Raw genomic sequence first — 22590 nt, forward strand, 5'->3', positions numbered from 1 at the left:
ACTCATTTAAGTGTGAAGATTAATTGTATTTTGTGTGATACACATAAAATAAACCAATTGGTAATTCATTGGGAGCTTAGCTTGATGACATTGGGTCTGACCCCCTCTGTGGACATTTGTATGCGTAGGGAGGACACTTACTCTCATTATTCGCGCTCTACCCCCATGGTTGCTTCACAGCCTTTACTGTTTTTCCTGTGGTAATAGCTTCTTCCATCAGTAACCCTAGGTAATGATCTTGTGAAGCTTCTGCTAAACTATAAAAGCTGGGACCTCCTTGTATGTAATCTGCCATTTTCTGCAAGCAGTGGGCAATAGCAATTTCATCGTCATACAAACGCGCTGGGGCAAATGGATTTTTATACACCCAATTTTCGCCTGCAAGTATGCCTAATAAAAAATAGCCCTCTTGATTTTCTTTTTCCCCTTTATTGATTCGCTTCAAATCAATATGTAACGGTGTTTCGTAGTCAGCTAATAGATTTATACGATCATCAAAGATTTCCCCACGCTCCCCCCTGACTGACAAATGATTGGATCTAATCCAAGAACGATGTTGGTTTTGCGTAAAATCATAAATGCCAAGTTTTCCGCCAAAATCAACCCACGCTAAATCACGAGGAACCGTAACCAACTTTTCTTCCTTTGGATACCCTGCCCGACTTGGTCCGGCAACAACCGAAGTCATAAAACGCTTACCTTGGATTTCTGCTTCCTCAAATCCGACATTTAACAGTTTCCTCAAAAGACTTACACCATGATAAAAATGTGAAATGGAAACGGTTGTCTCTCTCACTTTCCCTAACCGACCTGCCTGAATCATCGACAGCCTCGCCTGTTGGATTGGATGAAGATGATATTGCTCAGCAACTTGTACCCATGCTCCCTTTGTCGTCAGCTCTTCATGCAACTTTAACAGTCCATCCAAATCAGGTGCTGGTGGGGTTTCTGCTAATACGGGTATGCCTAGCTCGGATAGTTGCAGCAAATAATCCGCGCAAGCTTCCCACTTAACGGAAACGACAACAAAATCCGGCTGCTCATTTTCCAATAGTGCTTCTACTGTCTGATAAACTGACGTATTCCACTGCTCCTCCATTAATCTCCCTTTTTCCTCATCACGCACAACAGCTCCACTAACATGAAACACTTCCGGGAGTGCTTGGGCAATTCGAAAATAATACTGTGCCCGAAAGCCTGCTCCCCCAATAATACTAAAGGTTGTTCTTTTTCCCATTCCTATCCCGCCTTTGTTTTTATTGAGTGCTTTTCGACTATATCCAAACTACAATCAAAGCTCAAAATTTATCCAGTTACAACTCATGTGCTGCAACAGCTAAGACTGGGTCGAAATATATCAACTGTTTGTCCGACAAACTCCACTCTAGGCCCATTATACTTCATTGTGACCAATATATTGATTGTTATTGATAAAGTCATACTTATCATTTAGTGACTTTTTGAACATCCTCTTATAAATGAATCACCACCATTCTAAAAAAATTATTCGTATATTCCTCCTTCAATCAGGCAAGTATATAAACAGCAAAAATATGGAAGGTGTTTATCATTTTTAAATATTACATTAAGCAATTTAGAAAAATAAATAAATTTATATATTGGGATTTTAGTGATAAAGCAAAATTTTTAGGTATTACAAATCTCATTATCCTGGCGTTTGCACAGCTGTTTCCTTCAAATACTTTATTAACAACCTTTTTCACATTCTTTTTCCTAACTACGTTGTCTTACATCACATATTCCGTTTTTAAGAGGATGCTTTCAAAAGCAGGTCATGCTTTTTCTAATTCTCTTAATCATCAAGAAGGAAACTTTGTTATCGATGAAGTTGATCAAATGAGTGAGAGTGAATTTAAGGAGTTGTTGTACCACCTGTTTAAGCAGCAAGGATACTTGGTGAATCTTCCACCCAAGTCTGATAATTTGGATGCAGATTTAGTTTTAAGAAAAGGAAAAGATGTTATCATTGTTCAAGCAAAGCGCAATACAGCAAATGTAGGTGTTTCGGCTATTAATGCTGTAGTTGGTGCAAATGGATATGATAATGCCACCAATAAGTGGGTCGTAACCAATCGTTATTATACAAAAGCTGCTATCAACCAGGCACATAAAAATAAAGTGAAGCTTTTCAATCGAGATGATTTTTTAATCATGCTAAAGGATTATAGAGCACCTAAGAGTAAGTGGAGAAAGGCAATAAAATCAACACAACATAAGCGAGACTAAAATAATCCCGTCAAAGATGGCGGGATTATTTTAAAAAATATAAGTGGAAAAAGTCCCGTACTTTAAGAACTCTCTCCCACTTCTTCCTATGTTATGCCACCCTCTTAATCTTTGATCCAATATTCAAAAACATCTTTTCATTTATCTATCGGTATACGTTGAAACGGACCCGTGGTAGAATCCCAAACATACATGTCCCGTTAAGGTGGAGTTTTAAATTATTGCCCTGGCAATAATTTAAAACTTTTTCCAACTCCTCATATTCTTTTATTTCTTTCCAATTTCAATCGTCAAAAATTACCACACCCATCATTGAATGATTACCTTTATAATGAATACATAACGATTTTGATAGAAAAGTCATTTTTTACTGTTCATTAATCTATTTCACTTTCTATTTTGTTTAAAATAATACTTTAACTCTTTCCATTAAGAGGATGAATGAAGGAAAATAATGTTAAACTAGAACTTTAACATGTAAGTTTTCTGCGAAGGAAGGGATAAAGATGAGGCATCTTTCGGTGATTGTTGCAGAAGATCATCCTTATTCATTAGAAATTATATCCGATTTCACGAAGCAATTTCCTGGAATAAAGGTCATAGAACATGCAAAGGACGGCGAAGAGTTAGTCTATAAAACAATTATTCACAAACCAGATATTGCAATTGTTGATATAAACATGCCCAAAAAAGATGGGTTAACAGCGATCAAAGAATGCTTACAACACTCCCCAAACCTAAAAGTTATTTTTGTAACCGCTTATAGTGAATATGCTACTGACGCCTTTGATATCAATGCGATTGATTACGTTGTGAAGCCTGTAACAATAGATAGATTATTTCGTGCTTTAGAAAATGCAAAAGTGTCGATTTATTCACAGCACTCATCACATTCTAAAAGACTATATGTTCGTCAAGGCGCAAATCATCACTATATACCAAAGGAAGAACTATTATTTTTGGAGAAAGTTCAACATAAGGTTTTAATTCATACTACGAATAAAACCTTTGAAACCCAAGAAACGCTAGAATCCTATATGGAAAAGCTAGATGCTGATTTTTACAGGTCTCACAGGTCCTATATCATTAACTTAAGCATGTTAAATTATATTGAACCTTCTGGTAACACTTATTTAGCCTATTTTGATAACTACGATAGTCATGCTTTTATTGCAAAAACTCAATTAAACAATATTAAACAACGTATGAACATATTTAAAAGTTACTAAAAATAATTGGCAGTCACTAGTGCTAATGAATCATTTACTACTTTTTTCTACTATGTAATTAGAAAAATTTTAACAAAAATTAAATGGTAAAATCCGATAACTATTTTGTATAAAATGTTAGCTGAAATGTAGTTTATTGCTCATGAACGAATTTTCATCGGAAGGAACATATGTTTATGCTAATTGTATTAAGGGCAAATAATCAACAAGAATAGATTTACTAGGAGGATGACTATGCATTCATTGTCGAATGAACTATTAGTCGAGGCATATAGAGAAGCAAAACAAAAGAAGATGGATGTTGATTTTATAAATCTACTAAAAAAAGAAATAGAACGTAGGGGAATTGATTTTGAAGTAGTGAATGGTGACGTGTGATTGATAAATAGGGGAAATGAACCAAATAGCCACGTATAAATTTGTTATAAATAATAATCGTTCCAAAGCAAGGGGTCAGACCCCTCAACATATGAAAGTTAAAGCCAAGAGAATATTCTCTTGGCTTTATTAACCTCCTTGTAATAGCTCTCTCGTCTTTTCGAGAATCTCTTCATCCTTTAAGCGGAACTTGAATTCCACTCTCCGTGAAGCTTCAGCACTATATTCACCATTTTCGTCGGTGCGAACGTCCGTAAAGGATTTTCCATTTACCGTTAACTTATCCTGCAAATGATCCTGGATATTGTTATAGGGAAATTGATCACCGAGAATATAAGCTGCTACACTGTAGGCCCTTTCCTGTGAAAGCTGTAGGTTGTACAAATACGTATCGGTTCGGTCCGCATGTCCTTCAATGATGATTTCAGATACATAGTCTTCATATCCACTTTCTAATAAGATATCCAAATATTTTGGTACAAACTCATCTAAAAACTGAAACGAATCTTCCTTTAATTGTGCATCATCATATTCGAATAAAATTTCTGTACTAAAAATTATCGCACCTGTTTTCTCGTCTACTTCAATACCTAAGTCAGAGCCGCTAAATTCCTCATTCAAATCGTTAACAAGCTTGGCTCGAACACCCATGATTTGATCAATTGTTCGCTTCATCTCTTCAATTTGAAGAGATTTAATCACCATCATACAAATAAAAATAAGTACAAAGCAGAGCAAAATGGTTGTTAACAAGTCAGTAAAAGATGGCCAAAAATGATTTTCTCCCTGTTCATTTTTAAAAAGCCTCTGGTATTTATTGATCATTCTGGGTCATCCCTACACGGTTATTTCGTTTGGCTGTTTCTCCACTAAACGAATGAAGTTGACGATTTAATTTTTGAATTTCTTGGCTGAGCTCATTAAATGTTTGCTGCGTATAGCGAGAACTGCTTTGTTGGATTTCTTCCGTAATGAGGCGTAATTCCTTAAATTCCTTCTTAATCCCGTCATTTGTAATTTCCACATAATCACCGATGTTTCGAACGACCTTATCGAGTTTATCTCCAAGCGTCCCTTCTAAGCTGTTGACATATTTAGAGAGCGTATCCTTTAACATTCCAACATTTGCTTCGAGCTGATTCTCCCGTTGGTTAAACACATTGTTCATCTGTGATATCGTTGTATTTATTTCATGAATTAGCTGATTATTTTTTATCCCCACTTGCTCATAGGTGTTCGTGGCATCAAGCAAATGTTTTTCAAATGCTACGGAATCTGCAGAATGAGCTTTTAAATGGTTATTAAAGTCTTTATTAAACTGCTTCAATTCTTCAAAGCGATCCGATAATAGATGCTTATATTCTACTTGCGTTTCATTAATAGTCTCTAGTGCATGTGGTAACTGAACAATTGAATCTCCTAACTGATCAAAGCCATTGGTGAGTTCACTTAAATGAGAGCTAATACTAGATAGCTTAGAGCTAAGGCTGTCTCCAAATATTCGTTTAAATTCCTTGTTATGTTCCTCCATTCGTTTTACCAAATCATTACTCTTTCGATTCATTTTCTCAAATGCATCTTTTGCTGCTTCCTGACCCTCAACGGTAGAAGAGGTAAATGTTTTCAGATCTTCAACTGAATCTTCGAATTGACGTAATGTATCGATTTGTGTTGTTGAAACTTCCTTTATTTTTTCATAGGTATCCTCGAATGTTTTGGTCAGTCGTTCATTCCTTCCATCCATTTTTTTGAAATAATCAAATAGTTGATCGAAGTTTTTATTAAGCTTCGTAGTAGCTTGATCAAATCCATCCGTAATCTCTTTCATACTAGAGAATAAAACATGAAATTCTTGTAAATTATTGGACAGCCCGTCATTAAACTTAGCCAAATCCTCTGCTGATTGCTGTAATCCTTCTGTATAATCTTTAAAACCATTAAACGAATTCTCTATTCCTTGTAATGATTTTTGATTGGTCTCCTGAAGCTTGAGAATCGACTTATTAATCGTTTCAGAGACGTCAATCAATTTACGAAAGCCATTTTGTTCATTTTCTTCTAAATTTGACTCCACTTTTAACATAATATCGGTAAGTAAATACTCTGTATTGAACACTTTATTGATCACTGTCATCATCAGTGAAAATCCCATTCCAGCAATACTTGTGTAGAATGCAACATCGATCCCTGCCAAAACACTAGCAACATCCTCCACTAATTGATCTCCACCTGCATCGATACTACCTAATGACATGGTCAATCCTATAAATGTCCCTAACACACCGATTAATATAAAAACAGATACCGTCATCTGAACCATTTTAATAAGACTGACAACTGGTACATTAAACAAGCGCCAACCGGAAAACTTCTCTTGCACAAAGGTTTCAACTTTCACCGGTTCCTCTTGTTGTTTTCGGTCAAACTGCTCCTTAAAGTCCCGCAATGGATCAATATCCATTCGGTTTGTTTCTTTTAAATAGTTACGAATATTTTTCAATTTATGATACAAGCAAATATGGACGAGAAAAGTAACAAAAAATGCGAGGAATAGAATCATGAAAATGAGTTCAATCATTGGATTTGATAAAATTGCTTCAGCTTTCTGCTCACTAGTGAAAATTTGCAGCACTGCTTTTAGCATATATTTTCCCCCCTATTGTAAAATTCAACAGATCACGAATAGACAAGTACCTCTTTCCTTATGGATATTCTTCACATTCGGAAATCATGTGTCTGTTTTTATGGGACGGAGGGACAGGTCCCGCGTCCCGACCATGAGAGTTTAGCGATAAACAGGAGAGAAAAAAAGGACAAGGGTTCTATATCCCCTTGTCCCTTTCATTATGAATTAAGCGGCTGTTCTTTTATATTGGTTGGTTTTGGTTTGAAATTTGTTCATTAGTCTGTCTAATAAGTAAAGGTGCAGGGCAATGAGGTGACCAATGGTTAGGGATATGATAATGGTTCCCCAGAAAAATGGTCCACCTAATAAGATTCCTAAAATAACTGCGGCTACTTCCATCATTGTACGAGACCAACCGATTTTTAAGCCTAGCTTTTCAAACATAACGAGCATTAGCCAATCACGCGGACCAGAACCTCGTTTTGTTCGAATATAGATTGCTGTTCCTAAAGCAAACAGTATCATCCCTAGCACAAAAAATAAGATGCTCTTAAAAATACCTTCCATTTCAGGAATGAAAAATGATACAAAGTCACTGTATAGGCCTACAAAGATCATATTTAAAATGGTACCAATCATTGGAAAGGTTCTTGTCCAAATACTAGAGATTAATACAAGCATCAAACCAGTTAATTGCATGGCAACCCCAAATGAAATTGGAATTTGCCTGGACACACCAACATGAAAGACATCCCAGGGAGAAGCTCCCAAATTAGCCCTAATCATCATAACGATACCTGTAGCCATGATTAAAATTCCGATATGAAAAAACAGCCAAGCTGACCAGTTAAAACGTTTATACATTGCTCTCGTCTTCTTTAAACAGCTTCGCTAAATTTTCCGTATATTCTGGAGTAACAACACCTTTTTCAGTAATTATTCCAGAGATTAAGTGGTTTGGTGTAATATCAAATCCTGGGTACAATGCTTCTGTTCCCTCTGGGGCTGTTTGGATACCACCAAAGGAAGTTACTTCATTAGAAGCACGCATCTCCACCTCAATATTCCCGCCTCTTTTAATGTCAAAGTCAATCGTATGACTAGATGTTGCAGTATAAAAAGGGATACCATTATCCTGTGCAGCAAGTGCATGAAGATACGTCCCTATTTTATTTGCAAGGTCACCATTCGCTGCCACACGATCAGAACCGACAACTACTTTGTTAATAAGACCTGCCGACATACAATAGCCAGACATATTATCGGTAATTAATCGAAAAGGTATATTTAATTGTTGTAGTTCCCAGGCAGTAATACGAGCACCTTGTAAGTAAGGACGTGTTTCATTAACAATAACTTCAATTTCTTTACCACTTTCATGTGCTGCTCGAATCACAGATAATGCACGACCACCGTAACCAGCACCAGCTACTGCACCAGAATGACAATGGGTCATGATTGTATCTCCGTCCTCAATTAATGCAGCACCATGGTTACCAAGCTGCATTTCAAAGGAAAGCTGGCGATCAACAATCTCTTCAGAAACAGCATGTGCAGATGCGAGAAAATCATCTGCTTTAAAGACTCTGGTTAGCATTTCATCAATCGTTTTCATCATATTTACAGCAGTTGGTCTCGTTGATTTTAAATAATTTGCAGCCTGTAGCAACGCTTTTTGATCACTTCCATGCTGCTTAACTGCCAAGAACATCCCGTAAGCACCAGCAAGCCCTAGTGCCCCTGATCCGCGTATAACCATATCTTTCACTGCTTTCCCAAGCATTTCAACGGTAGTCATTTCATATACAGGAGAAGAAAAAGGTAATTTCGTTTGGTCTATCAAAAAAACTTTTTCACCGTCTCTCCAAATAGGCAAGAGTAATTGTCGGCCATCTCTTTCTATCGTTTTTAACTTTTCTGTTAATGTCATTGCTTCTCCTCCCTAAATGATCATTGATTTTTTTGTACCTTCTACTAGCATTTTATCGGAATTATTATCGAGGTTAATAATAGGAACAACGGACGATTGATTTACTTCACCGCAATACTGTAAGTCAATATCCTTATCAATCTTCAACATATTTCTGGCACTTTCAGACGTTCGAAGTGCCGTATAACCATCTGGATAAATTTCAGTCAAATGCTTCGCCATCAGTGCTGTGTCGCGTACGATTAATTTATCATTTGCTAGGTTGATAGCTTCTTCTACCATGACACCAGCACAGTACATGTCATCCATTGCTGCTACGTTCGCACCTTCTCTACCAGCACAAACAATCACTATGTCTTTGTCCTTTTGTTCTGCTAATGAGACGGCTGCTCTCATTACTTCCTTTGCATTACGCAAGCAACCGATGAGCATATCATCGATGCCACCATCACGTAATGCTGCTGCGGTCTTCGTTCCATTAGAAGTGCATAGTGCTGTTTGTTTTCCATTTAAAAAGTCTTCTTCCATTTCAGTAGGTGATGGATTAAAATCTGCACTTGGAGCTGTATTACCTGACGCATCCTCTGCGCAAATCAATAAAGAAGGTTGAGCGGATTTGACCGCTTCAACCTCATTCAAGCTTCCTAATAGAAGAACACTTTGACACCCTTTTTCCATCATCGTAATAATCGATGTGCTAGCGCGTACCACATCGACAACGATACATACTGGCTTCTCGTCCATTCTTACAAGAGGTGCTAAGCTAGCAACTTCTATCGTAGGCATTAGTTAGCCACCCCAGCTTTTTTCAGCTTGTCTTCACGGGCTTTAATTGCACGCTCGTACGCTGCTTTACATCCACAAGTAGAATCCTCTGTAACATTGCTTATAGCATTTAAGATTAAATTAGCCATTTTATCTTTGTTTTCATTAATAACCTTTTTGTGCATTGCTAAATCTGGTGGTGTATCTGTAATTCCTGCAGCTATATCTGAAGCCATTGTTACTACGGAATAGCACAATCCTGCTTCACGAGCTAAAGCTGCTTCCGTTGCATTAGTCATTCCTACGACATGCATGCCCCACGATGCATATAATTTAATTTCAGCACTTGTTTCATAGCGCGGGCCATCTACACAGATATAAGTCGCATTATGATATAAATATATATTTAAGTTTTCTGCTGACTGGATAAAATCATTACGTAAGTCCGGGCAATATGGTGTGCTCATATCACAAGAGTATTTGCCAAACGTGTTGTCACGCTTTGTTGTCACATCAACAAATTGATTTAATAAAGCAAATCCACCAACTGGAATATCAAGTGTTAATGAACCTACTGCACACATACCCAATACTTTTTCTACCCCTAGTTTTGTCATTGCTGTAATGATTCCTTTGTAGTTTACTTGGTGAGCTAAAGAATCGTGGCTTGCACCGTGACGTGGGATAAAATAAACTTCCTTCCCAGCATGCTCTCCTTGATAAACTAGAATTTCTCCGTATTCTGTATCTACTGTCATTTCATTTACTTGATCTAATAAATTATAAAAACCTGTTCCTCCGATTACTCCAACCTTCATTATTCATTCCTCCTAAGATGTTTGTAATTGTTTATTTATATCTAGTTTTTTTACTCGCTTATATTCCTTAATCATTTCTTCCACAGTAAGTACATGATCGTTAACGCCAAATGAAGTTAACTGTTCCGCTAATGTCATTACTTGAGGTGGTTCCAGTGATGCTTCTTTTAACATTGCTTTATCCTTAAACACTTCTCGAGCAGCACCATCTGCTAGCTTTTTCCCATTTGAAATGACAACGACTCGACAATCTAGTTCACCTACTAGCTGCATGTCATGTGTTACTAGAATGACGATATGGCCCTGTTCTTTTAGCATGGTAATGACTTCCTTAATTCGTTCGCTTCCTGCATGGTCTTGACCTGTCGTTGGTTCATCAAGAACAATTACCTTTGGTTCAATTGCTAGAATAGAAGCCATCCCAACTTCTTTTCGTTGCGTAGAATTTAAATCAAATGGGTTAGTTTCCAAAATATCTTCAAGCTGAAATAGTTCTGTTACTCTTTCTACTCTCTCTTGAATTGTTTCTTCATCTAGTCCTATATTTTCACATCCATACCTTAACTCTTGCTCAACGGATGGTAAAAATGTTTGGTGGTTTGAGTTTTGAAATACGTAACCTACTTTAGCAGATAATTTAGCAACAGAATGTTTCTTTGCGTTCATATCTCCAATCCAAACATTACCTTTTGTCGGCTTTAATAACCCATTAAAATGTTTCACTAAAGTGGTTTTTCCAGAGCCGTTCCTACCTAAAACAGCAACGACTTCTCCTTCCCCAATTTCCAAGTTAATCGATTCTAATGCTTTTATTTTTCCCGGGTAAATGTGTGTTAAATTTTCAACACGGAGAAATGCACTCATCACCGCCACCTCCTTCTATGCTTTTAGCTCTTTCGAAAAAGATTGAACTGCTTCGTCTAAAACAACCGGAATTTGCTCTTTATCATTAAAAACCTCATAAGCAACTTCTGTTACTTGTGGCCCTCGCAATTTAAATTTCTTAAGCAGCATTAAGTCTGAAAAGATTTCCTTAGGGGTACCAAATAAAATCGATTCTCCTTCATGCAAAACGAGAATTTTATCACAATACATCGTTAGGCGTTCAATTTCATGCTCGATAATAACCCCGGTCATTCCTTTTTCCTTCAAACTCTTCAATACTTTAAACACTTCATTTTTACCAACTGGATCTAACATTGTTGTTGGTTCGTCCATCATCATAATCGATGGTTCCATTGCCATTACAGAAGCAATGGCTAATCGCTGCTGTTGACCTCCTGATAGAGCTAGCGGGCTTCTTTTTTCAAAACCTGCAAGTCCAACTGTCTGTAAAGCTTTTTCAATTCGCTTCACCATTTCGGCTCGCGGGACTCCAATATTACCAAGCCCAAAGGCCACTTCTTCTTCAACTGACATTTGACTTAATTGTCCTTCAGGGTCTTGAAAAACAAGACCACTATTTAAAACCTGCTCAGATATATCGTGTTTCAAAACATCTTTTCCATCTACTATAATCTTGCCTTGGATCTCTCCATCAACTGTGTGAGGAATTAATCCTTTTAAAGCCATCGCTAAAGTTGTTTTTCCTGCACCATTAGGACCAATTATCCCTAATACTTCTCCATAGTCTAATTCAAATGAGATGTTTTTTAGCGTATCACTTTCTGCGTCTGGATAACGAAAAGTTAAGTTTTCCACTTTAATTGCTTTGTTTTCCATTTATACGACCTTCTTTCTAACTGATTTCCATAAGAAATCAAAGAAGTAGATACTACATACAATCCAAATTCCTATCAAAGCAGACATAAGAACGAAATCCGTGATCGGTAAAAGGGTACCTCCAACAACAGCTCTTAATGTGATTGCAGCAAGAGCGAAAAGAGCAATGGCCGTCAAGAAAGCATAATCGCGAAAACCGATTGTCATCTCGCGAAGGCTCGTCTTCGGTCCTGTTGATGAAAAACCTCGGCACTCCAGAACTTGTGACATTTGATGCACCCGCATAAATGAGGTAATAAACAACGGTGCAAATAATGGAATTAAATGCTTTACCCGTTGAATCATATTTGCTTTCACATCCAAACATCTCGCTTGTTGTGCTTCCATAATCACCTTAGCCTCACGTCCAATAATCGGAATTAATTGAAACGTAGATAGAATCATAAATGCTACAGCATGTGGTACCTTCCATTTTACTAGCGCATTGGCTAGGTCTGATGGATGTGTACTCATCACAAAAAGTAATGTAGCTGTTCCAATTGAAAGAATTCGAAACGACATAACCGCTCCATAAATTAAAGCATCGTGTTTAAATGATAAATTTTCAGTTAATTGCCACGTTACTTTTGTGACGTCACCCATTGGGTTATATAGGCCATGTACAGTTATGATTAAAAAGACTAATAAAAACATAAACTTAACGGTTTTCAAGTAAGGCGTTGTAAGACCTGAAAGGAAAACAATTGGTAGTAGTGATACGGTAACGAGAAATTGAAACATTGGATCATAGAATAAAAAGACAAATAAAATGATCGAGAAAACAAATAATATTTTCGTTCTTGGATCCAATTGATGTAAAAAACTGTTTCCTTGAACATACATGGAATTCATCTTGTAATCCCCCCTAGATTAATAGTTAAAGAGGATGTTCAAAAAGGCGCCAAATGATAAACGGCGAATCTCATCGTTGGCTTGTTTTTCCGATCCTCATGTATTAAAAAGCCTACACTCCGGTTCTCAAAACTACACTGCCTCGACCTTCTTGTTTCTAATTCGTCGACTTTTTGAACATGCACTTAAAAGGAGATAAAGCGGCTTGTTTATGCCGCTTTATCATCTTTCTTTTTACCTTTGTTCATACCCAATCCTTCTTGAATCTTCTTTGCATTTGGAAGGAATCTAACAGGGAAGATTCTTAAGATAGAAAATACTACCCAAAAAGTTAAAATTTTATCTAAGAACGTACCAGGGAAGTTTGCAATCAAGTTAGATACCGCAATACTATTTCCCATTGCTACTAAACCTGCTGTTAAAATATCAACACCTGCTCCGGCAAAACCTCCAAAAACATAAACAGCTACTGCAGATCCTAATGCTGAAGCAATAACTCCTGTGATTGCTCCGGCAGCGATAACTTTTGGAATACTTTTGAAGAATCCTTTTTTAAAGAACCAATATCCTAGCAGTGCAACTACCGCACCTACTAATGCAAATGGAATAATTGTCCAGCGGGTCGTTAAACCTATTACTAAGTTCGTCAAAACTGCAGTTGCTACTCCCCACCAAGGACCAAGTACAATAGCATTTAATACATTTCCAATATTGTTCAAAAACAAAGGTAGCTTCAACATTTCAACAATTGAATTTGCAACCCAATTTAATGCGATCCCTGCTGGAATCATGGCAACAACTAATGTAGATAATTTGTTCTTCACTCTTCTTCCCCCTAAATAATTTTTTATGAACTAACTGTATAGTTATTAACGGGTGTTCCTGTGGAGCCCCTAATGACCATCGTAGGTTGATAGACTGTCTTTTCTTTATAAGCTTTCGGTTTTTCAATCGTTGAAACAACCATCTCAACAGCTCGTACACCTAATTGCTCTATTGGTGATGTGACAGTTGTTAATGCAGGCTCAACTGCCTGCGCTATTTCGATATCATCAAATCCTGTGATAGATAAATCATCCGGAATGGACAATCCTATTGATTTTGCAGCCTGATAACATCCAATTGCTAATAGATCAGTTGCTGCAATAATTGCAGTTGGTCTATTTTTACTTTTTAATAATTGAAGTGCGCTTTTTAAGCCATCTTGCATTTTAAAATCACCATAAAGAATGTTTTGTTTTACAAGTCTTAAGTTCGCTTCATTTATCGCAATATTAATCCCATCCAAACGATCTTTCGATGCCAAGCTATTCCGATGGCCTAACACCACTCCGAATGATTCATGGCCTAATTCAATTAAATGTTTCGTTAAATCATAAGCACCTTGACTATTTTCAACCAACACTTTATCAGTATTAACCCCTTCAACTTCACCACCCAGTTGAACAATCGGGAATTGCGGATTTTTATCACATAGTGCTTTAATATTTGGATCATCTTTCTTGGGTGATGCGAAAATTATTCCATCAATATTCTTTTGTAACAGAAATGAAACATATGATGCTTCCTTTTCCATATCATTATCTGTGTTACACAAGATCACATTAAAACCATGGCGGTTTCCTTCATCTTCTACTGCTCTAGTTAAATCTGCATAAAAATGGTTCGTTATATCCGGAATGATAAGACCGATCGTTTTGGTTTGCTTTTTCATTAATGCAACAGCTAACATGTTTTTCTCATAATTTAATTCCTCTACTACTCCCATTACACGCTTTCTCGTTTTCTCACTTACATACCCTGTATTATTTAGAACACGTGAGACAGTTGAGATTGCAACACCAGCTTTTTTAGCAACATCATAAATGGTTACACTCATCGTATATTTCTCCTCGTTATCAGGAAGCGCTTCCCGATTGCAAAAGTTGTACAACTCTTTATATTCTCCACCCTCCCTTAATTATCGTAATTCTCCTTATTCGCTAACCAGGAATTAATGTCATTTTATAGGTGATAATTAAGGTTGTCTCCTTTTGTGGAATGAAACCTCACAAAGTTTTTTGAATATTCAAACTAATATAGTTTTTACCATTCAACTAAAATCGAGAAGCGCTTCCCGATTTTTAACAAATAGAAAAGCCCAGATGGGTAGAATTCACTCAGTTCTTTCTAAAAGTGAAACCTACCCGCCTGGGCTTTTATCCCTTCGGTGTCATACCATTTTACTATGGTATGTAAATCGCTTGGACCAGACCCTTTCAATATTAATAGAAAAGCGGGATCCTAGATTTACTTCCACTCATAGTCCTGCAGATTTGCGGTGCAGGGTAGAAACATTCAGGCCATATCCCTGAAAATATATGAGTGATTATTTTTTTGTTTTTTATTATCTATTACAGATGTAAATATATCATCCTATTCGAGGTTCGTCAACACATAAAACGAATGTTTATTTAAAAACCATATGAATCGTTCGTTTATAGATAATGTATCCTCCACCATTTATAAACGGGAAGCGCTTCTTCAATTTAAAATATAAAAAGCCTAAGTTTGATAAATCCATCATTTGCTGAGCGAATTCTATCAAACTTAGGCTTTTTTAGTATAGCCTGAAAAATTAAATGGACGCGTCTAGGATTTTACTGTACTAACCCCAGTATATTAATTACAGCTATATTCTTGGTATAGAAGCTTAAAGTTAGATGTTTTCACTCATAGTCTTGCATTTACGGTGCAAGGTAGAAACTATTAGGCCATATCCCTAAAATTATATGAGTATTTTATTATTTTTTTATATCTTATATGAAATGACAAAATTCGTCAACGGACATTTAACGAATTTATTGCTGTTCCTGGATTCAATAGGCTCTTTTCGGTTTCTTTGGTGTTTTTACTACGCAGTTGACCTATAATGGGCAACAAAAGATGATTTGTCATTAATCTAATGAATAAAAAGAGTGCATAACCGATGCTGAGGAAAAACACTCGCTTTCCGTGGGCAACGCCTCAGCCTACTGATGAATTACACGAATATCAGCTTTTCGTTTAATTTCTGCTCATTTTCCTCGATGAATTACACGAATATTAGCTTTTCGTCTAGTTTCTGCTCATTTTCCTTGTTGAATTACACGAGTGTCAGCTTTTCGTTTAGTTTCTGCTCATTTTCCTTGATGAATTACACGAATGTCACTTTTCGTTTAACTTCTGCTCATTTTCCTTGTTGAATTACACGAATGTCAGCTTTTCGTTTAACTTCTGCTCATTTTCCTTGTTGAATTACACGAATATCAGCTTTTCGTTTAATTTCTGCTCATTTTAAAAAAAATTTGTATAATTTTCAATATCCATCTAAATAACGGTCCAATGCTTGTTGTAAGCTTCCAAGAGTTTGGGTTTCATTATTAAATCTAATGCCTAATTGAGTCATACTTCTAACAACATCTTTACTTAAGCCTGTAATGACTGTTTCACATCCCATCATGAATGTACCGTCAATAATTTTCATGAAATCACCAATTAAATCATCCTTTATATCAGCTATCCCTGATAAATCAATAATTAATGTTTGAATATGCAGCTTCCCAACCTCCGTTAAAACCTTTTCCTCAATAATGTTAATCCGCGATTTATCCAAAGATCCGATTAATGGTAAGATACAAATAGCAGGGTTTATTGGAATAATCGGAACCGATAAATTTTCAACCAACTCCTTCTGTTCCTTAATTAGAGCATCCTTATATGTAGAATAGCTAATAAAAAAAGCATTTAAAAAGTTATCCACTCGGTTGTTCATTTGTTTCTCAAGCCGAAAAAAATCCGATATCTCATTATTACGTGATAAGTGATAATAGTTTTGTATGAAATTCCACAAAGTCCTTCGAATGGCTTGAACCCATTCCAACTTAAATGATAGTGCGATGGAATGGGTTGCCCATGCTATCCCTTCTTTTTTTGCAAAACTTTTAAGTTTTTCATCTTGTCCGTCAATAATGTATACGATGAGTTTATGAGCATTGTTAACTAAATCAATATTTCCAATTCTGAGTATCTCATCGATTTTATCTTTGACATTGACTGCCTCTGTTAAAAGTGTAGTCTCAAATTTCTGACTATTTTCTTCAAAGAATTCCTTTAGACGGTATGAATGCTCAAAAGTAAAATTCATCAACTATTCCCCCTTGTTAATATACCTCAATAAACACATTCGAAATTTTATACCCTTTTTATATGGTCATTAAACTATCTATCACTAAAAAATGGAAAAATTGAAGTTTGCAAATGTAGTCTAATCAATAGGCATTGGGGAGTCAAACTGTTAGTCAGATTCTTTCACGTTAAGATAGTATTTCATAGTGGATCTTGCAATTACAAGTTAATTCCTAGCAAATTCACCATCTACCTCTACCGTCTCATAAATGTTAATAAATGCTTTTTCATCATGTTTGCGGACAATCTTCTTAATTCGCACCGTTTCGTATCGAGTGACAACCATCATTAATACTTGCTTCTTCTGTTCAGAATAACCGCCGTAACCTTCCATAACCGTCATACCACGATAAACGGTATCAAGTAACTCTTTTCGAATCTTATCTCCTTTGGATGTAACAATCTGCATCGTTAATTTAATATGATTGGTATGGATGGTATCAATCATTTTGCCAGTAATATAAATCGATAACAAAGTATATAAAGCAATCTCCCAATCAAATATTGCTCCAGAAATAAGTACAATAACTCCATTCATCCCTGTTAATAAAATTCCGACACTCATATTACTAATACGGGTAATAATTATTGCAATAATGTCCAAACCACCGGAGCTCCCGGAGTACTTTAAAATGAGACCAATTCCAGTTCCACCAATAATACCGCCAAATATGGTTGATAATAATATATTTTCAGTTACTGCAACAACTGGTAATGCATATAAAAAAACGGAAAGTGAAACGACACATGTGATTGTATTAATCGTAATTTCCTTACCTAATTTCAAGTAACCTAATATAAGTAAAGGCAAGTTAAGCACCAAATTAATGAGACCTATTTCAAATGGGGTAATTATACCGAGTAAAATAGCAATACCACTTACACCGCTACTTAAAATTCCATAAGGAACAAGAAAAAAATTAAAACCGAAAGCAATAATTAAAGAACCGATGATAATAATCACATTTTTCATCAAGATAAACCTCCTGCTGCCAGCACTAGAAGCAATTATAGCAAAACTCTGTGGTTCACTGCTTTGAAATTTTTTTAATCTGATTTTTCTATAAATGGTGTTTAAAAAGTCGGTAAATTAGAAACAAGTAGATCGAGGCGGCGAAGTTTTTGAGGACTATAGTGTAGGCTTTCCCTACATGAGGACCGGAAGAACGAACCATCGAATAGATGCACCGCTTATCATTTGGTAACTTTTTGAACATCCTTTATAGAAGGCAAGGTCACTTAAATGGAGAAAAGGTGCCTATCACTCATCGCTATACTTTTACCTATGCAGAGGTGGCACCAAATTTCACATTTATTTCAAGGCACAAATTCATCAACTAAGCTTTAGTAGCATACACTCGCAAGGACTGATGCGCACCGTTTCATGAAACATGCGGTAATCAAGCAGGTGTTGCCACTTTCCCTGTCGAATTGGAAGTGTAATCTCAACTTCTTCATGCAGGTTTCGATTCATCAGGTAGAGGAAATGTTCATTATTACTATTGTTACCAAACGCATCCCTCCCATTAGCATTCCACCTCTCAAATGCCAGCACATCGTTATGCAATACATGTGGTTTCCAGTGACCTGTTCTTAGTGCCGAATATTCTCGTCTCCAGCCTCCTATTGTTTGATACCAGGTTACTAACTCCTTTTCTTCCCTTCCCCATGGGTAAGGCTTCCGGTTATCTGGATCTTCTCCTCCGGTTAAACCTGCCTCGTCTCCATAATAAAGGGATGGTACACCTGGAAAAGTATAAATCCACAAGCTAAGTGCTTTTATTTGTTCCGTTATCCTTCTATTTTTTTCCTCTCTTGGCATCTTTTCTGACATGAAACCGTCTAACACTGTTTTGAGTCGCTCAACATCATGATTCGATAACATGTTCATCGTGGCATAAAAATATTGCTTCGGATAATGCTCATATAAAGTAAGTAGTTTCCTTTTTAGTGTATGTGCATTCCATTCGCCATTCATAAAACTTAGCAGAAATTGACGCAACGGATAATTCATGACAGAGTCTAATTCCCCACCAAGTAAGTATTCTCTTCGTTTGCCATAAGCTATTTTATTTGAAGCATCCTCCCATACTTCGCCTAATAAAACAGAGGAGGAATTTTCTTTTTTTAGCTGTTGATAGATTTGTTTAATAAGGTCGTCTGTTAGTTCATCTGCAACATCAAGACGCCAATTTTTCACGCCAGCTTTTTGCCATGCTTTGATGACACTGTCCTCATTATGGATGAGAAACTGTTGATAGCTCTCATTTTCTTTGTTTAATGTCGGTAACGTTTCAATCCCCCACCAAGCATCATAAAGATCCGGATGGTGTTGGAAGTTATACCAAGAATAATAGGGAGATTCAACGGATTGATAAGCACCGATAGATGGATATTCTCCTTTTTGATTGAAATAGAGACTATTGCTTCCTGTATGACTGAACACCCCATCTAGCATGATTTCGATGTTCCGCTTTCCAGCCTCGATAAGGAGCTTCTCCAAGTCCTCTTTCGTTCCTAACAAAGGGTCTACCTTATGATAATCTCCCGTGTCATATCGATGATTGCTCTCTGCTTGAAATATAGGGTTTAAATAGATAGCGGTGACCCCTAGTGATTGAATATAGTCTAATTTTGCGATTATTCCTTGGAGATTTCCTCCGAAAAAATCCCAACGTTTTATTTTTCCATCTTCATCCTTAATATAGATTGGATCATCATTCCAGTGGGTATGCATTAAACTCGTTTTTGGGGCCTTCTCAAGCTGGAGTTCTCCTGCCAAACAAAAGCGATCCGGAAAAATTTGATAAATAATTGCATGCTTCCACCATGTAGGACTCTCGTATTCTGGGTTGTAAACAGTGACCTGCCAAGATGGTGGAACATGATCAAAGACCATCCCTTCCCCACTTTCTTCGGCCTTTTCGCGACCATAAAAAACCCGGCCTTCCTCTGTTACTACCTCGAAATAATACCAAACAAGTTGAAGCTCCTCTGGTACAGTAATTGTCGTTTCGTATACCGAATAACTCTGGTATTGATTATGCACATCCATGACTTGTATGTTGTTGACATTAGACTTATCGTAAATGAAATGAAGCATTACTTTTACCGGATGATAATCATGATCAATATCAAGGCTTAATGAAAGGCTTGAGCCTCTCGGTACTGCTCCGAAAGGCTCTCTATACGCAAGGTCAAAACTATTATGATAAATACCCTGATGTATCACATTCCATTCTCCTCCCCTAAGCCGTTAACTGTATTATGGGAATTCAACCCCCAAATTTCAGCTGCATAGGATTTTATTGTTCGATCACTGGAGAACACTCCTGAGTGAGCAATGTTTACTAAGCATTTCCTATTCCAATTTCTTATATCTTGATAATCATAACTTATTTGTTGTTGTGTATTGACATAGCTATTAAAATCTCTTAACACAAAATACTCATCGTTGTTAAAAAGGAGTTCATCATAAATTTCTCGGAATTCTGTTCCACCTTTTGAAAATGGGCTATAATGAATCAATTGATCCAACGTGCGGCGAATACGTTCATCCTCTTCATATGTCTCTTTCGCAGAATAAATTCCTGTATCATAGTAGGCCTGAACCTCCTCAGCGCTTAGCCCAAAAGAATACATATGGTCATTTCCAATTACATCACATATCTCAACATTGGCACCATCCATCGTACCAAGTGTTAATGCACCATTCATCATCAATTTCATATTACCAGTACCAGAAGCTTCTTTACCAGCAGTGGATATTTGTTCACTGATATTAGCAGCTGGGATAATTCGTTCTGCTAAGGAAACAGAGTAATTTTCTAAAAAAACTACTTTTAGTTTATCCTTCACGTCCGCATCATTATTGACTATCTGTGCAATTGTATTAATTAATTTAATCACTTTTTTTGCAAAATGATAGCTAGATGCTGCCTTCGCACCGAATATAAAGGTTCGAGGCGTTAGGTTACTGGTAGGATTACACTTTATTTGATTATATAGATGGATAATATGAAGGGCATTCAATAATTGCCGTTTATATCCATGCAATCGTTTAATTTGCACATCAAAAATGGACGTAGGATCTAATTGGACTCCTGTCTTATCTTCAACCCAACTTGCAAAATTTTGTTTATTTTTTTGTTTGATTTCATTTAACGTATCTAAAAATGAAGCATCCTCGATTTGATATAACAAGTCCTGTAAGCGTTCTGGTTCTTTTTTCCACTGCTCACCAATCGCTTCATCTATTGCATTTGTTAATAATGGATTCACATACATTAACCAACGTCGATGGGAAATCCCATTTGTTTTATTATTAAAACGATCAGGGAATATGTCATAGAACAGCTTCATTTCACGTTTTTTTAGAATTTCCGTATGCATTTTGGCAACTCCATTTACACTGCTGCTCCCTACAATCGATAAATGTGCCATTTTTACTTGCCCATCTGCAATAATGGCAAGCTTAGCTATTCGATCAAAATTTCCAGGGGATGATTCCCAAAGCATCCTGCAAAATCGCTCATTAATTTCTTCGATAATCATATAAATTCTAGGTAATAATGAGCGAATCATTTCAACTGGCCATGTTTCCAATGCTTCACTTAAGGTCGTATGGTTCGTATAAGAGACCGATGCTTGTGTAATCTGCCATGCTTCTTCCCAGCCGAGTTTTTTTTCATCCATTAAAATTCGCATCAGTTCAGGGATAATAAGCGTAGGATGTGTATCATTAATATGAAGCTTTTTATAGTCTGGAAACAAGGACCATGATAAGTCTAATTTTTCAAATGATCGAATCACACATTGAACCCCAGATGAAACAAGGAAATATTCCTGTTTCAAACGCAATCTTTTCCCTTCTTCAGTGGAATCATCAGGATACAAAAATTCGGTGATTGATTCCAATGAACGCTGATGATCTAATAGATTTTGACACGAATGCTCCTTTTTTGCCTTGACCAGTATATCTTCTTCTGTTGGTTCTGCAGACCATAATCGCAACGTATTCACGGTATCATTGTGATAGCCAATCACCGGCACATCATAAGGAACTGCTCGCAGCTGTTCATAATCCACATGTTCAAAATGAAGTTTTCCTTCCTGTTCATGCGTTAAGATATGTCCACCAAATCGTACTTCAACCGCTTCTTCTTCACGTCTCACTTTCCATACATATTCCTGGGATAGCCACTGATCTGGAAGCTCTACCTGATTACCATCAATAAAACGCTGATCAAACATACCATATTTATATCTTAATCCATAACCATGTCCCGGTAAGTCTAAGGATGCTAAAGAGTCCAAAAAGCATGCAGCTAAACGCCCTAATCCGCCATTACCTAAACCAGCATCCTTTTCTTTTTCTTCTATGCTTGTAAAACGAAACCCTAATTCATTTAGCCCCGTCTTTACTAATGACAACATATCTAAATTAAGTAAATTATTTCCTAATAAACGCCCCAATAAAAATTCCATTGAGAAGAAGTAAACTTGTTTGTCTCGACTTTCCGTACCCTTTTGATTGTTTTGAAGCCATTTTTGGTTAATTCTTTCACTTATCAATGCTCCAAGAGCTAAATATGCATCCTGCTCCGAAGCTTGATCCTTTTTTTTCCCAATTTTTTCTTCTAACTTCCTGATAAAAGCTTCTTTAAATTCCTCTTTATTGATGAACACTCTTGTTTCCTCCATTTGTTCCTGCTACCTTCCATGGATTTATATTATACGAGGGGAATGTAGTCTGTTTCATTCCTAACCTTTGTTTGT

At 36.6% G+C, this 22590-nt stretch carries 19 protein-coding genes and 2 riboswitches; of the genes, 3 read left to right on the forward strand and 16 right to left on the reverse strand.

The annotated features are described in order from the left end of the window. Positions 1-157 precede the first annotated feature (157 nt). Positions 158-1237 (reverse strand): Gfo/Idh/MocA family protein, encoded by a 1080-nt coding sequence (locus tag JOC48_RS05790; RefSeq protein WP_204498134.1) that lies wholly within the window; start codon positions 1235-1237, stop codon positions 158-160. 539 nt (positions 1238-1776) lie between these two features. Here JOC48_RS05790 and JOC48_RS05795 point away from each other — a divergent pair. The 3 genes from JOC48_RS05795 to sda all read left to right on the forward strand — a co-directional run bounded on the left by JOC48_RS05795 (position 1777) and on the right by sda (position 3854). Then, on the forward strand, positions 1777-2247 hold the full coding sequence (locus JOC48_RS05795; RefSeq protein WP_204498135.1) for a restriction endonuclease: 471 nt from the start codon (positions 1777-1779) through the stop codon (positions 2245-2247). A 506-nt stretch (positions 2248-2753) separates the two neighbouring features. Continuing rightward, positions 2754-3476, forward strand: coding sequence for a LytR/AlgR family response regulator transcription factor (locus tag JOC48_RS05800; protein WP_204498136.1), 723 nt, complete (start codon positions 2754-2756; stop codon positions 3474-3476). Positions 3477-3710: 234 nt separating this feature from the next. Next, positions 3711-3854 carry a sporulation histidine kinase inhibitor Sda gene (gene sda, locus JOC48_RS05805; protein ID WP_204498137.1) on the forward strand — a complete coding sequence of 48 codons (144 nt, stop codon included), beginning with the start codon at positions 3711-3713 and terminating at the stop codon, positions 3852-3854. 129 nt (positions 3855-3983) lie between these two features. Here the strand turns inward: sda and JOC48_RS05810 are convergent, their stop codons facing one another. The 15 genes from JOC48_RS05810 to JOC48_RS05880 form a co-directional block, all read right to left on the reverse strand. Further along, positions 3984-4679 carry an OmpA family protein gene (locus JOC48_RS05810; protein ID WP_204498138.1) on the reverse strand — a complete coding sequence of 232 codons (696 nt, stop codon included), beginning with the start codon at positions 4677-4679 and terminating at the stop codon, positions 3984-3986. Continuing rightward, on the reverse strand, positions 4669-6498 hold the full coding sequence (locus tag JOC48_RS05815; RefSeq protein ID WP_204498139.1) for a MotA/TolQ/ExbB proton channel family protein: 1830 nt from the start codon (positions 6496-6498) through the stop codon (positions 4669-4671). The genes JOC48_RS05810 and JOC48_RS05815 overlap by 11 nt, the downstream gene beginning before the upstream one ends. Positions 6499-6705: 207 nt before the next feature. Further along, positions 6706-7344 (reverse strand): YczE/YyaS/YitT family protein, encoded by a 639-nt coding sequence (locus JOC48_RS05820; protein ID WP_204498140.1) that lies wholly within the window; start codon positions 7342-7344, stop codon positions 6706-6708. Further along, positions 7337-8410, reverse strand: a complete 1074-nt coding sequence (mtnA, locus tag JOC48_RS05825; RefSeq protein WP_204498141.1) for an S-methyl-5-thioribose-1-phosphate isomerase — start codon at positions 8408-8410, stop codon at positions 7337-7339. Before mtnA ends, JOC48_RS05820 begins: the two co-directional genes overlap by 8 nt. 12 nt (positions 8411-8422) lie before the next feature. Further along, positions 8423-9196 (reverse strand): 2-phosphosulfolactate phosphatase, encoded by a 774-nt coding sequence (locus JOC48_RS05830; RefSeq protein WP_204498142.1) that lies wholly within the window; start codon positions 9194-9196, stop codon positions 8423-8425. Continuing rightward, complete coding sequence (locus JOC48_RS05835) at positions 9196-9993, reverse strand: MTAP family purine nucleoside phosphorylase (protein WP_204498143.1); 798 nt, start codon at positions 9991-9993, stop codon at positions 9196-9198. The genes JOC48_RS05830 and JOC48_RS05835 overlap by 1 nt, the downstream gene beginning before the upstream one ends. A gap of 12 nt (positions 9994-10005) precedes the next feature. After that, positions 10006-10857, reverse strand: coding sequence for an energy-coupling factor ABC transporter ATP-binding protein (locus JOC48_RS05840; protein ID WP_204498144.1), 852 nt, complete (start codon positions 10855-10857; stop codon positions 10006-10008). A 15-nt stretch (positions 10858-10872) separates the two neighbouring features. After that, a complete protein-coding gene (locus JOC48_RS05845; RefSeq protein WP_204498145.1) occupies positions 10873-11715 on the reverse strand; it encodes an energy-coupling factor ABC transporter ATP-binding protein in 843 nt (280 codons plus the stop codon). Further along, positions 11716-12606 carry an energy-coupling factor transporter transmembrane component T family protein gene (locus tag JOC48_RS05850; RefSeq protein ID WP_204498146.1) on the reverse strand — a complete coding sequence of 297 codons (891 nt, stop codon included), beginning with the start codon at positions 12604-12606 and terminating at the stop codon, positions 11716-11718. A 209-nt stretch (positions 12607-12815) separates the two neighbouring features. Further along, complete coding sequence (locus tag JOC48_RS05855) at positions 12816-13430, reverse strand: hypothetical protein (RefSeq protein WP_204498147.1); 615 nt, start codon at positions 13428-13430, stop codon at positions 12816-12818. A gap of 23 nt (positions 13431-13453) precedes the next feature. Continuing rightward, the gene (locus JOC48_RS05860) at positions 13454-14485 is read right to left on the reverse strand and encodes a LacI family DNA-binding transcriptional regulator (RefSeq protein WP_204498148.1); all 1032 of its coding nucleotides are present in this window, start codon (positions 14483-14485) and stop codon (positions 13454-13456) included. 403 nt (positions 14486-14888) lie between these two features. Further along, positions 14889-14990: riboswitch (purine riboswitch) on the reverse strand. Between the two features lie 311 nt (positions 14991-15301). Then, positions 15302-15401: riboswitch (purine riboswitch) on the reverse strand. 542 nt (positions 15402-15943) lie between these two features. Then, a complete protein-coding gene (locus JOC48_RS05865; RefSeq protein WP_204498149.1) occupies positions 15944-16771 on the reverse strand; it encodes an STAS domain-containing protein in 828 nt (275 codons plus the stop codon). Positions 16772-16978: 207 nt separating this feature from the next. After that, positions 16979-17785, reverse strand: a complete 807-nt coding sequence (locus JOC48_RS05870; protein ID WP_204498150.1) for a YitT family protein — start codon at positions 17783-17785, stop codon at positions 16979-16981. Between the two features lie 360 nt (positions 17786-18145). Beyond that, positions 18146-20044, reverse strand: coding sequence for an alpha-amylase family glycosyl hydrolase (locus tag JOC48_RS05875; protein WP_204498151.1), 1899 nt, complete (start codon positions 20042-20044; stop codon positions 18146-18148). Further along, positions 20041-22500: a glycogen/starch/alpha-glucan family phosphorylase gene (locus JOC48_RS05880; protein ID WP_204498152.1), complete on the reverse strand. Its 2460-nt coding sequence runs from the start codon at positions 22498-22500 to the stop codon at positions 20041-20043. Before JOC48_RS05880 ends, JOC48_RS05875 begins: the two co-directional genes overlap by 4 nt. Positions 22501-22590 lie beyond the last annotated feature (90 nt).

The organism is Aquibacillus albus (genome assembly GCF_016908325.1).
Taxonomy (GTDB): Bacteria; Bacillota; Bacilli; order Bacillales; family Amphibacillaceae; genus Aquibacillus_A; species Aquibacillus_A albus.